Raw genomic sequence first — 14,716 nt, 5'->3', positions numbered from 1 at the left:
GCGCCCGGCCCTGGTCGCTGCTCAGCCGGGCCGGGCTGGTGGCCGCCCTGATCGCGCGGGGGCGGCCCGGCGACGAGGCCACCGCCGCCCGGTTGCACGCCGACACGGCGGCCGAGGCACGGGCGCTCGGCATGGCCCACGTCCTGCACCGGCTGGGCGAGAGGAACACCGCGGCTCCCGTCCCCGCCGGACCCGTGGCACGACCACCGGACGCGGGCCTCGGCGGCGCGGCGCAGGCCGGGGCGAATCACGCCGTCGTGGTGCGGGCGTCCACCGGCGCCGATCACGCCCTCGGCGTGCCAGCACCGAGCGGACCGGGTCACGCCGTCGGGGTGCCGGCATCGGCCGCAGTGGGCCACCCGGCCGGCGGTCCGGCCGCTTCCGGCGCGGTGAGTGGTGACCGGGCGGCGGAGCCCGGGACCACTGCCGCCCCCGAGTTCCGGCCGGAGGGGGCCGTGTGGCGGCTCGCCTACGGCGGCGCGGTGGTGCACCTGCCCGACGCCAAGGGTCTGCACGACGTGCGGCTGCTGCTGGGCCGGCCGGGCGTCGACGTTCCCGCGGTCGAGTTGCTCGACCCGGCCGCCGGCCCGGAACTCGTCGCCGCCCGCCGGCTCGGCGGCGATCCGGTGCTGGACGATGAGGCGAAGGCCCGCTATCGGCAGCACCTGCGGCGGCTCGACGACGAGATCGACCGGGCCGCCGTACGCGATGACGCGGCGAGGCTGGCCGCCCTCGACGCCGAGCGTGCCGCGCTGCTCGACCAGTTGCGCGCCGCCGCCGGCCTGGCCGGGCGCAGCCGCCGCCTCGGCGACGAGGCGGAGCGGGCTCGCAAGGCGGTGACCGCCCGGATCCGGGACACCCTGCGGCGGATCGAGGAGTGCCACCCGGTGCTCGGCGCGCACCTGCGCGAGTCCGTCGCCACCGGCGGCACCTGCCGCTACCTGCCGGCCGATCCGGTGCCCTGGCGCCTCTGACGCCGGGGACGCCGTATGACGGCACCGTCCACGTTGGAGGTCCGGGCGACGACACCGCCCAGGTCGGGGGCGCCGGGCGACGGCGCCCCCGGTCCGGGGTCAGCGGCGGTTGTAGCGGTACATGGTGAGCGTGCCGAAGACGACCACGAACCCGGCGCTCCACAACAGCAGCCACAGGGTGTTCGTGGCGTCGGTCGATCCGGCCATCGCGGCGCGTACGGCCGCGACCAGGTGGGTGACCGGGTTGGCCTTGACGAACGCCTGGAGCCAGCCCGGCATGGTGGCCGGGTCGACGAAGACGTTGCTCAGGAAGGTCAGCGGGAACAGCACCATCATGCTGACCCCCATCACCGACTTCTCGCTGCGCAGCACCAGGCCGAAGAACGTCCACACCCAGGAGAACGCGAACGAGAAGACCACCAGCAGGCCGATGCCGGCGAGGACGCCGACCGGCCCGCCGCCGGGCCGGAACCCGAGCGCCAGCCCCACGCCGAGGATGACCAGCGCGGCGAGCACGTAGCGCAGCACGTCGCCGAAGATCATGCCGACCAGCGCGGCGGGCCGCCACACCGGCAGGGTGCGGATCCGGTCGAAGACGCCCTTCTCGATGTCGTTGTTCAGCCCGACGCCGGTGTACATGGTGATCATCACGACGCTGGTCACAATGATGCCGGGCAGGAAGAACTGCAGGTAGTCCCGAGGGCTGTCGGCGAGCGCACCGCCGAACAGGTACGTGAACATCAGCACCATGATGATCGGGAAAGCGGTCACGTCGAAGAGCTGCTCCGGCACGTGCTTGATCTTCAGCATCGCCCGCCAGCCGAAGGTCAGCGACGCGGACAGCGCGCCCGGCCTCGGCGGCCGCTCGCCCGGGGCGAGGACCGTCGCCAGCGCCTCGGCGGACGGCACAAAGACGGACGGCGGCCGCCCGGTCGTGGTCGCGGTGTCGCTCATCGGGCCGCCTCCAGTTCGTCGTCCCGCTCGTCCGTCGCGACGGCCGGGTGGTCGGTCAGGGCCAGGAACACCTCGTCCAGGCTCGGCTGGCCGAGGGAGAAGTCGTCCACCACGATCCCGGCCCGGGCCAGCTCACCGAGGGCGCGCGCCGCCTGCTCGCCGGCCTCCAGGTCGGTGCCGTCCTCACCGACCCGGGCGGTGAGCACCACCGGGTCCGCCTCCAGCTGCACCGGCACGCCCAGCGCCGCCCGCAGCACCTGCTCGGCCCGGGGCCGCTCCCCGGCGTCGCGCAGTCGTACGTGGACGGTGCCGGAGCCGACCGACGACTTCAGCTCGCCCGGGGTGCCCTCCGCGATCACCCGGCCGTGGTCGACCACCGCGATCCGGCCGGCGAGCTGGTCGGCCTCGTCCAGGTACTGGGTGGTCAGCAGCACCGTGGTGCCGTGCGCGACCACGGCCCGGATGATCTCCCACACCTGGTTGCGGCTGCGCGGGTCCAGCCCGGTCGTCGGCTCGTCCAGGAAGAGCAGGTCCGGGGTGTTCAGGATGCTGGCCGCGATGTCGATCCGCCGCCGCATCTCGCCCGAGTACTTCTTCACCTGCCGCCCGGCCGCCTCGGTGAGCCCGAACGCGGCGAGCAGCCGCTCGGCCCGCTGCCGGGCCGCCGGCCGGCCCAGGCCGAGCAGCCGGCCCAGCAGGACCAGGTTCTCCGCCCCGGTGAGGTCCTCGTCGAGCGAGGCGTACTGGCCGGTCAGGCTGACCCGGGCGCGGACCGCGTCCGCCTCGGCGACGACGTCGTGCCCGAAGACGCGGGCCCGCCCACCGTCCGGGCGCAGCAGCGTGGCCAGCACCCGCACCGCGGTGGTCTTGCCGGCGCCGTTCGGCCCGAGCAGCCCGTAGACGGTGCCGGCGGGGACCCGCAGGTCCAGGCCGTCGAGCGCGCGGGTCGGGCCGAACGACCGGACCAGGCCGTCGGCCTCGACGGCCGGGCCGGTGTTCCGGTTACTCATGATCACTACCTCTCTTCGTCGGTGTTCTCAGGAGACGTACGGGCGCGCCGCGCGGCCCTCGCGCAGCGCCAGGCCCCACCAGCACAGCTCGTCGAGGAGCACCCGGACGTCCTGCCGGAGCTGCTCCTCGCCCCGCCCCGTCGGCTCGCCGTCGAGCAGGTCGACGCCGACGGTGTCCCGCACGGTCATCGCGTGCAGGGCGGTGAACACGGTCCGCAGTTGGTCGACCGCGTGCAGGCCGACCGACCGGCAGCCGTACGACACGAAGCCGACCGGCTTGGCCTGCCACTCGTCGTAGGCGTAGTCGATCGCCTGTTTCAACGAGGCCGGGAAGCTGTGGTTGTACTCCGGGGTGACCACCACGAACGCCTCCGCGCGGTTCACCTCCGCGGCGAACGAGCGCATCGCCCCGGTCGGCTCGGCCGGCAGGCTGGTCGGGAAGTCGTATCCGGCCAGGTCGAGCACGGTCACGGCCAGGCCGTCGCGCCGCCGTGCCTGCGCGACGAACCAGCGACCGATCCGGTCGCCGATCCGCCCCTCCCGGGTGCTGCCGATGATCACGGCGAGCCGCAACGGCGTCATGGTCCCCTCCCGCTGGTGTCGGGCCTCATCCCACAGGCGCCAGACGGCGGCCGGCAGCCCGCCAGATCGGATCTGGCGACGGGCGCGTGTCGGGGGTGGCTGCTTCCATCGGCGCCGAACGGAAGGGGAACGGCATGACCGAGGTACGCCTCGCGCGGTGGAGCGCCGACGACCTGGCGCTGCTGCGGCAGCTCAACGCGCCGGAGGTGCGGGCGCACACCGGCGGCCCGGAGACCGACGAGCAGGTGCTCGCCCGGCACGAGCGCTACCTGCGCGGCCCCGGCCCGCGCAGCGGACACATGTTCACCGTCGGGCTGCCCGACGGGACGAAGGTCGGCAGCGTCGGGTACTGGGCGCGGGAGTGGCGCGGCGAGCCGGTGTACGAGATGGGCTGGGCGGTGCTGCCGGCGTACCAGGGGCGGGGGCTGGCGAGCGCGGCGGTGCGGGCGCTGATCGCGGAGGCCGCGGCGCACGGCGATCGGCGCTACGCGCACGCCTACCCGTCGGTGGACCATCCGGCGTCGAACGCGGTGTGCCGCAAGGCCGGGTTCACGCTGCTCGGCGAGACGGAGTTCGAGTACCCGCCGGGGCACCTGATGCGCTCCAACGACTGGCGCGTCGACCTGACCGGTTGAGGTGATCAGGCGCCACGGCGCGGCCGAGGCCCGCCGCGCCGTGGCAGGACGGATCAGCTGGCGCGGGCCTTACGGCTCCGGATGCTCGGGGCGAGCCGGAGCAGGGCCATGCCGGCGATCAGGAGCGTCGCGCCGGCCACCAGCGACCACGTGATGCTGACGCCGGTGACGGGCAGGGAGGCCGAGCAGCCGGCGGCGGCAGCGGCGCATCCACGCTGGTACATGATGAGTGCCTTTCGTCTCAGGAATTGATCCATACGCGGTCGGTTCCGCGCACGGTCTGGGCCAGTGCCCGCCAGTAGGCGAACGACCTGACCTGCTCGTAGCACCACTCGGGGAGCAGCGCGGCGGCGGTGAGCAGTGCCCACCAGCCCTGCCGGCGGACGGTCAGCGCGCGCTCGAGCACGAACACGGCGGTGAGCGCCAGCCAACGGGGGTCCCACGGGACGAAACCGATCAGGAACCACCCCGCGGCCAGGCTGGCCAGGTAGAGCGGGACGAGCAGCGACGTGGCGTAGATGCCGAGTTGCCGCAGCCAGTTGCCGGCGTTCCACCAGCGGACGCCGTACAGGCGCAGCGAGTCGAGCATGCCGCGCTGCCAGCGGACCCGCTGGGTGATGAGGGCCTGGACGGTCGGCATGGAGTCGGTGACAGCTTCGAACCCGGGGGCGACCCGGGGGCGGTAGCCCAGCGACCGGACCGCGAAGGTCATCTCGATGTCCTCGGTGGCCGGATCGCGGTGGTACAACTCGCCCCGATAGCCGGGCAGGTCACCGCTGGCGCGGGCGGCCAGGATCCGCCGGACCACCGGGACGGGGAAGAGGGTGGCCACCCCGGACAGGACGACGGCATGGCCGCCCTTGCGCCAGACCCAACGGGAGAAGCGGGCGTACTCGTTGCCCTGCAGGATGTCCAACAGCCGGGGCTGGCGGTCCAGCCGGTAGTCGGCGCAGACCGCGCCGACGCCCCGGCGCTCCAGCCCGCGGACGGCGGCGGCGACCGCACCGGGCGCGAGGATGCTGTCCGCGTCCGTGACCAGCAGCATGTCCTGGTCGTGGAGTTGCGGCAGCATCAGGCTGATGGCCCAGTTGAGGGCGCCCGCCTTCTTGTGCGGGTTCGGGCCGGGCATCTCCCACACCTCAGCCCCGGCCGCCCATGCGACCGCGGCCGTGTCGTCGGAGCAGTTGTTCGGCACCACGACCAGCCGGTCCACGGGCCGGGTCTGCGCCTGGAGGGCGCGGATGGTTTCGGTGATGGTGCCCGCCTCGTTGTAGGCGGGCACCACCACGAAGACCCGCTTGTGGCGATAGGTGCTCATCGGGCAGCCGCCCGCAGAATCGTCCACATCGGTGCGTGGGCCCCGTTTCCCGTCGCTGAACAGTCACGTCGGTTGCCAGCCGGTCCGGCCGCAGAGCGTGCCGGGAGCAACCCCGCTACATCCAGCTAACGAGAGACAATGTCGGGAGTGATTCTCAATTCCGGTCGCATCGGGCAGGCGGACGGCCGGCGAGAAAGCGCCGAACGGTGGAGTTTCGCAGCACCCCACGGCCGGGAGCGGGCGACCAGCGCCCCGCGCCTACCGTGCCGTGTCCAGCCGGGCCCGCTGCTCCGGGGTCAGCTCCAACTCGACCGCCGCGAGACTCTCCTCCAGTTGCGCCACCGAGGAGAAGCCGACCAGGGGGATCGCCGGCACGTCGCCGCCCAGCAGCCAGGCGAGCACCACCTGGTTGACCGTCGCCCCGGTCTCGTCGGCCACCGCGCGCAGCGCCGCCAGCCGGGCCGGGGTGCTGGGCAGGGCGTACTCCTCGCCGAGGCGTTCCGGCTTCGCGTACGCGCCCTTGAGCAGCGGCGAGTACGCCACCAGGGTGAGCCGCGGCTCGGCCCGAAGGTAGCTGGCCAGGTCCGGGCCGACCCAGCCGACGTCGCCGTCCGGGTCCAGGTCGCCCGGCAGGTCCAGCCGGCGGGGCAGGTAACTGCGGTGGTACTGGAGCACCTCGTACCCGGGCAGGCCGGCCGCGGCGGCCACGGCCCGGGCCCGCTCGACCCGCCAGGCGCGGTGGTTGCTGGCGCCCAGCAGCCCGACGGTGCCCTCGGCGACCAGCTCCGCGAAGCCCTGGACCGTCTCCTCCACTGGCACGGTCCGGTCCTCGATGTGCGCGTAGAGCAGGTCGAGCCGGTCCACGCCGAGCCGTTCCCGGCTGCGCTCGGCCGACTCGCGGATCACCTTGGCCGACAGGCCCTCGGCGTTGTCCACGTAGCTGGTGCCCGGGGCGAGGGGCCGGGCGCCGAGCTTGGTGGCGATGAACACCTCGCCGCCGACACCGCGGCTGCGCCGCCAGCGGCCCAGCAGCTCCTCGCTCTCCCCGCCCTGGCCCCCGTTGTGCCAGAACGCGTAGTTGTCCGAGGTGTCGATGAAGGTGCCGCCGGCCTCGACGTACCGGTCGAGGATGGCGTACGAGGTGGCCTCGTCGGTGGCGGTGCCGAAGAGCATCGCGCCGAGGCTGAGCACGCTGACCTCGCGGCGGGTGGCCGGGTCGGCGCCGATGGTGCGGTATCGCATGGATTCCTCCCCGTCAGAACGGTGCCACCAACCCTCCACCTTCGAGTGCACCCGAAGTCAACCGCTCACCAGGGGAGCACGCCGTAGCCGCCGCCGGCGTCCATCTGGTAACCCCAGAGCAGGCCGCTCGGCGCCTGCAAGCATGTCGCCCCGGAGTCCCGCGAGAGCCAAGCGGTCTTCCGGTGCGTCGCCTGCGGGCATCAGGACCACGCCGACGTGAACGCGGCCAAGAACATCCTCGCCGCCGGGCTGGCGGTAACAGGGCGTGGAGACCTAGCCGCAGGGCTGTCTGTGAAACGCCAACCACCCGAACGGCTCGCGGCGTGAACGCGCCTCAGCCACGGGAATCCCCCGCCCTTCAGGCGTGGGAGGAAGTCAACGTCTACGTCCCCGCGCGGGTCACCGACCCAGGCCGCGTTCCGCCGGGTCGCCGAGCGGGTCGACTCCTGAACCCGCGACCGGGGCCCGGCGGCCGGACCCCGGTCGTGGTGGCGCGTCATCGGGGAACGTAGTCGAAGGTGTCCGGGTTCGGCCCCTGCCGGCCCGCCTCGCCCTTGTCGAGGCCGTTGATCCGGTCCATCGACGCGTCGTCCAGCTCGAAGTCGAAGATCCGGAAGTTCTCCTCGATCCGGCTCGGGGTGGTCGACTTCGGGAAGACGATGTCGCCGCGTTGCACGTGCCAGCGCAGCACCACCTGCGCCGGCGTCCGGCCGACCTCCTCGGCGATGTCGACGACGGTCGGGTCGTCGAGCACCTTGCCCTGGGCGATCGGGGACCACGCCTCGGTGAGGATGTTGTGCGCCCTGCCGTATGCGCGCACCTCCTCGTTGCCGAAGTACGGGTGCACCTCGATCTGGTTCACCGCCGGCACGATCTCCGCCTCGGCGGCCAGCCGCTCCAGGTGGGTCACCTGGAAGTTGGAGACGCCGATCGACCTGGCCCGGCCGTCGCGCTGGAACTCCTCCAGCACCCGCCAGGTGGACACGAAGTCGCCGTCGTAGAGGGTCGGCAGCGGCCAGTGGATCAGGAACAGGTCGAGGTAGTCGAACTTCAGCGCCTGGAGTGTCGACTCGAACGCCTTGCGGGCGTCGTCCGGGCGGTGGAAGCCGTTGTTCAGCTTGCTGGTGACGAAGACCTGGCCGCGGTCCAGCCCGGAGGTGCGCACGGCCTGCCCGACCTCGGCCTCGTTGCCGTACATCTCGGCGGTGTCGATGTGTCGGTAGCCGACCTCCAGCGCCGTGCCGACGGCCTGCGCGGTGTCCTTCGGGTCGATCTGGAACACCCCGAAGCCGAGCTGCGGGATGGTGTTGCCGTCGTTGAGCGAGATGTGGGGAACGCTGTTCGGGGCCATGGAAGCATCATCTCCGATCGTCCGGGTGCCCGGGAACGCTTCCACGCGCGGCGCCGGGCCTGCCACCGGGGTTCTCTACCCGCTCGGTCCGGCTCGTCACGGCCGTGGTCGGGTGATCTGCGCCAACCGGCGGCCGGCGCGGGTCGGGCCCGCGCCGGCGGCGCCGGTCAGCCCCAGATCGCCCGCGCCCACTCCGGGTGGTCGACGAACGGGTTCCGGTTGCCCTGCCAGCGTTCGTAGATCCTTTGGTTGCGTCGCCGCTCGAAGGCGTCCGGCGGGTCGAGGTCGTTCCAGGCGAGCAGCTTGGAGATCCGCCCCAGGTAGGGGGCGCTGCCGTTGCTCACCGAGTCGTTCGGCTCCAGGTTCGGCCAGCCGTCGTCGCCCTCGTACCGGATCGCCATGTAGAGGATCATGCGGGCCACGTCGCCCTTGACCGCGTTGCGCGGCTCGAAGGAGTCGGCGTCGGTGTAGCAGCCCGGCGCCTCGGCGACCGTGCTGCCGCCCGAGTCGAAGTCCTTGTTGCCGCGCAGCGAGTTGACCGACACGTCCTCCGGGCGCAGGTGGTGCACGTCGGTGCCGGGGCCGTTGGCGGTGCCGAAGTCGCCGTGTGACTTGGCCCAGACGTGCTCCCGGTTCCAGTCGTCCACGCCGCCCCCGTTGCTGTTCTTGCTCTGCGAGCGTCCGCTGTAGAGCAGGATCACGTTGGCGGAGTTGGCCGGATCCTGGTCGGTGTCCTTGAGCGCCTCCCACACCTGGTCGTACGAGAGGGTGGTCTGCACCTTGATGATGGTGTGCAGCGAACCGCGCAGCGCCGTCCCGGTCTTGCCGACGGCGCCCGCGTAGTAGGTCGAGTCGTACGGGCCGCCGGTGCCGGTGGGGCTGGGCGAGGCGGTCGGCGACGGGGTGGTGCCGCCGCCGCCGAGGCTCATGGCGGTCGGGTTCTTCAGCCCGCCGTGGCTGAAGTAGGCGGTGAGCGTGCCGGTCGCGGTGATCTGCCGGCCGCGTAGCGAGGGATTGGTGAGCAGGCCGAAGCTGCTGCGCCATTCGGCGGTGACCTGCACGTAGAGCATCCGGCCGGTGCTGGTTTCGGTGGCCGCGTCGGCGATGGCGATCGCGGTGTCCGCGGTGTAGTTGGCGGTGATCACGGTGCTGGTGGCGGTCGGCTGGCCGATCACGTAGCCGGTCACGGTGGCGCTGCGGCCGTCCTGGGCGGCCAGCGCCTGCGCCACGGTCAGCGTGGTCGCCGCGGACGCCGTGCCGGTCACCACCACCGGGGTCACCACGGTGACGGCCAGCACGATGGCCGCGATCAGCCGCCCGGGTCGCGAGCGGGTGACGCTCTTTATATTCATGAACGGCGATGCTAGCGGGCCGGGGGTGAACTCGGGGAGATCAGGAGGGCAACTTTGTGTCCCGGCCGGCGTCGAAGAGCGCCGGCCAAGGCCTGCCACCAGGGTTCCCTACCCGCTCGGCCCGGCTCGTCGCGGGCCGCCGGATGATCCGTGCGGCATGCCGCCGGCGGCGCGGGCAAGGTCGGCGGCGCACATCGGCCCGGACTGCTCCTGTGTGTGCCGGACACATATCGACCGACATAGATGCTTGATAGGAATCCTGCAAGTCGTTTCACCTTCTTGCAGGACTCCATCGCCACGGGAACGGGAGCGTCATGTCGTCCATCCGAACCGGTCTGCGTCGTCGCCTGCTCACCCTGCTCGCCGCCACCGCCGTCACCGTCGGCGCCGCCCTCGGGCTGGCCGCGCCGGCCTGGGCGATCAGCCACTCCAGCGCCACCTCACAACTCCGCGCCGCCGGGATCTCCTGGACCTCCAGCGGCAACTGCAGCGACCGCTACGTCTCCACCTGCACCTCTTTCGAGGGCATCCGGCAGGCCACCATCGACGGGATCATCACCTTCAAGCGCGCCAGCGGCTGCGCCATCACCATCACCGCCGGCACCGAGGTCGGCCACGCGAGCGGCACCTACAGCCACTGGAACGGCTACAAGGTGGACATCGCCCCGAGCACCTGCATCCAGAACTACATCTCCGCGGCCTACACCTACGTCGGCTACATCTCCGGCTTCGGCTACCAGTACCGCGCGCCCTCCGGCAACCTCTACACCTTGGAGGGCAACCACTGGGACATCCTCTACTACACCTGCGGCTGCTGATCCGGGCTCGTCCCGCCCTGGCCGGCCTCGAAGAGCACCGGCCAGGGCCGGGCGGCCGACGCGAGCGCCGCCGTCGCCGGTGGCGGCGCCGCGACGGCCAGCACCTCGGCCGCGAGCTGCCCGAACATCGGGGCGGCGGGGTGCCCCGCCCGGGCCGGCCAGGCCGCCGACGTGCGCTTCACCAGCGGCGCGCCGACCAGCGGCCGCCAGGCGATCCGGGGCTCGCGGCGAGCCACCGACTCCGGTTCCAGGGCGACCGCGCCGCCGGCCAGCAGCAGTCCGAACAGAAACTCCGGGTTGCGGGCCGGCCGGACCCGGGCGGGCACGAAGCCGTGCCGGCGGCAGACCGCCAGCAGGTGCCCGTGCCAGCCGGGCGCGGTGGCCGGCGGCGCGGTGATCAGATCCAGGCCGGCCAGGTCGGCCAGCCCCACCTCCCGGGCCCGGGCCACCGGAGCGGCCCGGGGCAGCAGCACCCCGACCGGCGCGTCCACGGCCGGGCCGAAGCGCAGCCCGGTCTCCTCCACCGGATGGTGCAGCAGGCCGACGTCCAGCCGCCCCTCGGCCAGCATCCGCCGCTGCTCGGCACTGGTCAGCTCGTGCAGGTCCAGGTCGAGCCCGGGCGCCCGGGCGGCCAGCCCGTCGAGCAGCGCGCGCAGCGTCACGGCCGGGGTCTCCGGGGGTACGCCGGCGCGCAGCACGCCGAGCGCGCCCCGGCGTACCTGGTCGACGAGGTTACGCAGCCGGCGCTCCCCGGCGAGCAGTTCGTCGGCCTCGCCGAGCAGGAGCTGGCCGGCCGTGGTGAGCCGGACCCGGCGCTGTGACCGGTCGAAGAGGGTGGCGCCCAGCTCGCGTTCCAGTCGCTGGATCGACTGGCTCAGCGGCGGCTGCGCCATGCCGAGCACCTCGGCCGCCCGGCCGAAGTGCAGCTCCCGGGCCACCACCACGAAGTGCCGCAGGTGTCGCAGCAGGTCCACGACGGGCCACCCTACGCCCGCCCCGATCACCGCTGGTTAGCGTGTCGGGGTGAGCGCGGAGCGGATCGGGGAGATCTTCCAGCGGGCCGGGATCAGCGGCTGCCTGCACGTCGTGGACGTCGACGCGCCCGGGCGGGAGGTGGCGCTGCGCGCCGACGAGCAGGTGGTGATCGCCTCGGTGTTCAAGATCCTGCTGGTGCTGGAGTTCGCCCGGCAGGCCGTCGCCGGGCAGCTCGACCCGGCCGAGCGGGTGCTGGTCGGCGCCGCCGACCGGCTCGGTGGCTGGGGCGTCGCCGGCTGCGCCGACGACGTCGAGGTGTCCCTGCGCGACCTGGCCTACTTCGCCATGTCGGTCAGCGACAACACGGCCGCCGACCTGCTGCTGCGCCGGGTCGGCCCGGACGTGCTGCCGATGCTCGCCGCCGAGCTGGACCTGCCGCGTACCCGGATCGTCGGCGGTCCTCGGCAGCTGGTGGAGACGATGCTCGCCGACGTGGGGGCCCGCACCGAGGCCGACTTCGCCCGGATCTTCCCCACCCTGCCGCCGGAGCGGGTCCGGGCCATGCGGGTCTTCGACCCGGCCCACACCACCTCCAGCACGGCCCGGGAGATCACCCGGTTGCTCGGCTTGATCTGGCGGGACGAGGCCGGGCCGCCCGCCGCCTGCGGGATGGTCCGCGAGCTGATGGCCCGGCAGCTCTTCTGGACCCGGCTCGCCGCCGGCTTCCCGCCCGGCGTCCGGGTGGCCGGCAAGACCGGCACCCTGCCCGGCCTGCACCTGGAGGCCGGGGTCGTCGAGTATCCCGACGGCGGCCGGTACGCGGTCGCGGTCTTCGCCCGCACCGAGCGGCTCAGCACCCGCCGGATCGATGTGGACCTGGCGATGGGAGACGCCGCCCGGGCCGCCGTCGAGGCGCTGCGCGCCGGCTGATTTCCCGGCCGGGTCGGGCCGCGTTCGGGGCCGTGACCTGTGGTGATATCCGGACGCGTATCGACCGTGCCGCCGGGCGATCTTGGACATCGGCGGGTGGCCGGTGGTGGGGTGGCACTACCGAACAACCTGCTCCACGGGGAGGACGCTCCATGCTCGACCAACGGTCGTACGACCGCCGCCGTTTCCTGCGCGACGCCGCGGTCGGCGCCGCCGCCGTGTCGACCGCCGGCCTCGCCGCCGGCGCGCCGGCCCGGGCCGCCACCACCCCCGTCGCCACCTCCACCGGGGCCGCCGCCGGCGCCGGCCGCAACGGCGCGGTCAGCTTCCGCTGGTGGGGCACGTCCGGCTGGCGGATCGACATCGGCACGGTGCTGGTCGACCCGTACCTGAGCCGCTACGACACCGGCCTCTTCAAGGGCGCGTTCAACGAGGAGACCCCGCTGACCGTGCGGCCCACGGTCATCGACCCGCTGGTGGACCGGGCCGAGAACATCCTGGTCACGCACACCCACTGGGACCACTTCAACGACGTGCCCTACATCGCCGAGCGGACCGGCGCCCGGGTCGTCGGCACCCTGACCGCCTACCACCTCGGCCTGGCCCACGGGCTGCCGTCCGGGCAGCTCGCCCCGGTCAAGGGCGGCGAGGTGCTCGACTTCGGCGCGTACACGGTCGAGGTGATCAGCTCCCTGCACAGCCGCAACGGCGCCTGGTCGATGGCCTTCCCCGGCGTACGGGTCAGCCGGCCGCCCAAGCCGGAGAAGATCTCCGACCTGCCCGAGGGGGACACCCTGGCGTACCAGATCCGGGTCGACGGCGGCCCGTCGGTGTTCTTCATGGGGGCGAGCGACTTCGCCGAGCGCAACCTGGTCGGGCTGGCCCCCGACGTGGCGATGGTGGCCTCCGCCGCGAGCACCTCCACCGCCGACTACGTGCCCCGGCTGATGGCCGCGCTCGATCATCCGAAGGTCGTGGTGCCGGTGCACTGGGACAACTTCGAGACCCCGTTGACCAACCCGCCGACGGTGGCGCCGAACGACCGCAAGCGCCTCGACGACCTGATCGCCGCCGTGCGGAAGGCGTCGCCGCGCAGCCGTGTGCTGGTGCCGGAGTACCACACGGCGTACCACTTCTGAGGCGGTGGCGGAGGGGCCGCCGGGTCACGGGGGCCGGCCCCTCCGCTCAGCCCGCGGTCAGGTCGCGCAGCGCCAGCACCGACTTCCAGTTCCGGGTGGTCGCCACGACGCCCAGCTTCTTCTCCAGGTTGGCGTTGGTGAACTTGGTCCGCCCGTAACCGCCGTCGGGGAAGTGCAGGTGGACCTCGCGGCCGTCGACCGTGAACTCCAGGTTCTCCCCGGCCGGCGCGGCCAGCTCCTTGACCCGGGCCTTGCTCGGCGCCTCCGCGAGGAAGGCCACCAGCACCCGGGTCGGGTCGTCCTGCTTCCCGGCGTACGGGCTGGCCGACACGACCGAGGCCAGTTCGTCGCCGCTGCGCACCAGCACCGGCACGCGCAGGCCCAGCTCGTCGGCGAGCCTGCGCGCGATTCCCTCGGCCAGGATGTCGTCCTTCGTCGGCGGGCTGCTGAAGACCACGTTGCCGCTCTGCAGGTACGTCTTGACGTCGGAGTGCCCGAGGTCGGTGACGAGGCGGCGCAGGTCGGCCATGGCGAGCCGGGTGGTGCCGACGTTGACGCCCCGCAACAGGGCGGCGTAGCGGTTCATCCGGGCCTCCTCGCTCGACGGGCGCTCGCCGCCCAGCCTAGGCCGCTGGCCGCCGACTACTCGGCGACCGGGAGCACGACCTCGTTACGGCGCAGGAACCAGGGCTTCCACGGCGGGTCGAAGCGGGCGTACCGGACGGCGTCGGTCGGGCGCAGACCGGCGGCGGTGACCGCGCGGCCCAGCGCGGTGGCCCGTCGCTCGAACGCCCGCGCGGTCCACCGCCCGGAGAACCGCATCGCCGCCGCGAGCTGCCCGGGGACCTCCCGGGTGGTGACCAGCGGGTCTTTCGGCTCGGGCAGCGTGGCCGGGGTGAAGCCCGCCGGCATCACGAACTGCACCAGCCAGCTCCCCGGCCGGTCGCCCTCCTCCTGGAGCACGGGGGCCGTCATCGCGATCCGTTCCGAGCCGGCGGATTCCTCCCCGGCCGGCGAGGTCACCGAGACCGCCCGCCGGGACCGGTTCGCGCCGGAGAGGTACCGGGCCAGTGGCCGGAAGGCCTCGTTGGCGGCGGACTCGAACGACCCGTGGACGCGGACCTCGGCGACCAGGTGGGGCGGGTAGCGGCGCAGCTCGAACCCCGGGTGACGGGCCACCACGCGGTACGGCTGCCGCTCGGTCATCGCACCCTCCCCGGCCTCGGTGGTGGTCCCACCGCCGACGCTACCGCCGCACGCCGTCCCGGTCCGGCGGACCGGCGACCAGCCGCCAGTACTGCCGCTTTCCCTCGTCCCGGACCACCACGCCGAGCCGGGCCAGCTCGCCGCGCAGCTCAGCCGCCTCGCCGCCCCGGCCGGCGTCGACCGCCCGCTGCCGGGCCCGCAGCAACGCGTCCGCCCCGGCCGGCAGCCCC

At 73.3% G+C, this 14,716-nt stretch carries 15 protein-coding genes and 2 pseudogenes; 5 read left to right on the top strand and 12 right to left on the bottom strand.

Features of this window, described 5'->3' with window-relative positions; all coding sequences use genetic code 11:
- A pseudogene (locus tag B0E53_RS22690) lies at positions 1-974 on the top strand (ATPase); the annotation flags it as partial.
- Between the two features lie 99 nt (positions 975-1,073).
- On the opposite strand, the gene B0E53_RS22685 reads toward B0E53_RS22690, so the two are convergent.
- Genes B0E53_RS22685 through B0E53_RS22675 form a run of 3 tightly spaced genes read right to left on the bottom strand, consistent with a single transcriptional unit; the run spans position 1,074 to position 3,520 of the window.
- On the bottom strand, positions 1,074-1,928 hold the full coding sequence (locus tag B0E53_RS22685) for an ABC transporter permease (protein ID WP_107077909.1): 855 nt from the start codon (positions 1,926-1,928) through the stop codon (positions 1,074-1,076).
- A complete protein-coding gene (locus B0E53_RS22680) occupies positions 1,925-2,938 on the bottom strand; it encodes an ATP-binding cassette domain-containing protein (RefSeq protein ID WP_107077910.1) in 1,014 nt (337 codons plus the stop codon). Before B0E53_RS22680 ends, B0E53_RS22685 begins: the two co-directional genes overlap by 4 nt.
- A gap of 27 nt (positions 2,939-2,965) precedes the next feature.
- Positions 2,966-3,520, bottom strand: coding sequence for an NAD(P)H-dependent oxidoreductase (locus tag B0E53_RS22675; RefSeq protein ID WP_107077908.1), 555 nt, complete (start codon positions 3,518-3,520; stop codon positions 2,966-2,968).
- A 134-nt stretch (positions 3,521-3,654) separates the two neighbouring features.
- On the opposite strand from B0E53_RS22675, the gene B0E53_RS22670 reads away from it, so the two are divergent.
- Positions 3,655-4,155, top strand: coding sequence for a GNAT family N-acetyltransferase (locus B0E53_RS22670; RefSeq protein ID WP_107077907.1), 501 nt, complete (start codon positions 3,655-3,657; stop codon positions 4,153-4,155).
- A 53-nt stretch (positions 4,156-4,208) separates the two neighbouring features.
- On the opposite strand, the gene B0E53_RS37780 is transcribed toward B0E53_RS22670, so the two are convergent.
- From B0E53_RS37780 to B0E53_RS22645, 5 genes are all read right to left on the bottom strand, one after another.
- Positions 4,209-4,379: a hypothetical protein gene (locus tag B0E53_RS37780; protein ID WP_168215388.1), complete on the bottom strand. Its 171-nt coding sequence runs from the start codon at positions 4,377-4,379 to the stop codon at positions 4,209-4,211.
- A 17-nt stretch (positions 4,380-4,396) separates the two neighbouring features.
- Positions 4,397-5,473, bottom strand: a complete 1,077-nt coding sequence (locus tag B0E53_RS22665) for a glycosyltransferase family 2 protein (RefSeq protein ID WP_107077906.1) — start codon at positions 5,471-5,473, stop codon at positions 4,397-4,399.
- A 258-nt stretch (positions 5,474-5,731) separates the two neighbouring features.
- Positions 5,732-6,715 (bottom strand): aldo/keto reductase, encoded by a 984-nt coding sequence (locus B0E53_RS22660; protein WP_107077905.1) that lies wholly within the window; start codon positions 6,713-6,715, stop codon positions 5,732-5,734.
- A gap of 496 nt (positions 6,716-7,211) precedes the next feature.
- On the bottom strand, positions 7,212-8,066 hold the full coding sequence (locus B0E53_RS22650) for an aldo/keto reductase (RefSeq protein ID WP_107077904.1): 855 nt from the start codon (positions 8,064-8,066) through the stop codon (positions 7,212-7,214).
- A 167-nt stretch (positions 8,067-8,233) separates the two neighbouring features.
- Entirely contained in the window at positions 8,234-9,418 is a 1,185-nt protein-coding gene (locus B0E53_RS22645) for an endonuclease (protein ID WP_107077903.1), read from the bottom strand.
- 314 nt (positions 9,419-9,732) lie between these two features.
- On the opposite strand from B0E53_RS22645, the gene B0E53_RS22640 reads away from it, so the two are divergent.
- Positions 9,733-10,236, top strand: a complete 504-nt coding sequence (locus B0E53_RS22640) for a hypothetical protein (protein WP_107077902.1) — start codon at positions 9,733-9,735, stop codon at positions 10,234-10,236.
- Here the strand turns inward: B0E53_RS22640 and B0E53_RS22635 are convergent.
- Positions 10,218-11,210 (bottom strand): LysR substrate-binding domain-containing protein, encoded by a 993-nt coding sequence (locus tag B0E53_RS22635; RefSeq protein WP_107077901.1) that lies wholly within the window; start codon positions 11,208-11,210, stop codon positions 10,218-10,220. The two genes, B0E53_RS22640 and B0E53_RS22635, sit on opposite strands and share 19 nt — an antisense overlap.
- A 49-nt stretch (positions 11,211-11,259) precedes the next feature.
- On the opposite strand from B0E53_RS22635, the gene B0E53_RS22630 reads away from it, so the two are divergent.
- Positions 11,260-12,141, top strand: coding sequence for a serine hydrolase (locus B0E53_RS22630; protein WP_107077900.1), 882 nt, complete (start codon positions 11,260-11,262; stop codon positions 12,139-12,141).
- A 152-nt stretch (positions 12,142-12,293) separates the two neighbouring features.
- The gene (locus B0E53_RS22625) at positions 12,294-13,280 is read left to right on the top strand and encodes an MBL fold metallo-hydrolase (protein ID WP_107077899.1); all 987 of its coding nucleotides are present in this window, start codon (positions 12,294-12,296) and stop codon (positions 13,278-13,280) included.
- Between the two features lie 46 nt (positions 13,281-13,326).
- Here the strand turns inward: B0E53_RS22625 and B0E53_RS22620 are convergent, their stop codons facing one another.
- From B0E53_RS22620 to B0E53_RS22610, 3 genes and pseudogenes are all read right to left on the bottom strand, one after another.
- Positions 13,327-13,866, bottom strand: a complete 540-nt coding sequence (locus B0E53_RS22620; protein ID WP_107077898.1) for a DUF1697 domain-containing protein — start codon at positions 13,864-13,866, stop codon at positions 13,327-13,329.
- A gap of 56 nt (positions 13,867-13,922) precedes the next feature.
- A complete protein-coding gene (locus B0E53_RS22615) occupies positions 13,923-14,486 on the bottom strand; it encodes a heme-binding protein (RefSeq protein ID WP_107077897.1) in 564 nt (187 codons plus the stop codon).
- A gap of 40 nt (positions 14,487-14,526) precedes the next feature.
- A pseudogene (locus tag B0E53_RS22610) lies at positions 14,527-14,716 on the bottom strand (hypothetical protein); the annotation flags it as partial.

Source organism: Micromonospora sp. MH33 (assembly GCF_003013775.1).
Classification (GTDB): Bacteria; Actinomycetota; Actinomycetes; order Mycobacteriales; family Micromonosporaceae; genus Micromonospora; species Micromonospora fulviviridis.
Note: the sequence above shows the minus strand (reverse complement) of the source record. Positions and strands in the feature narration are given on the sequence as shown.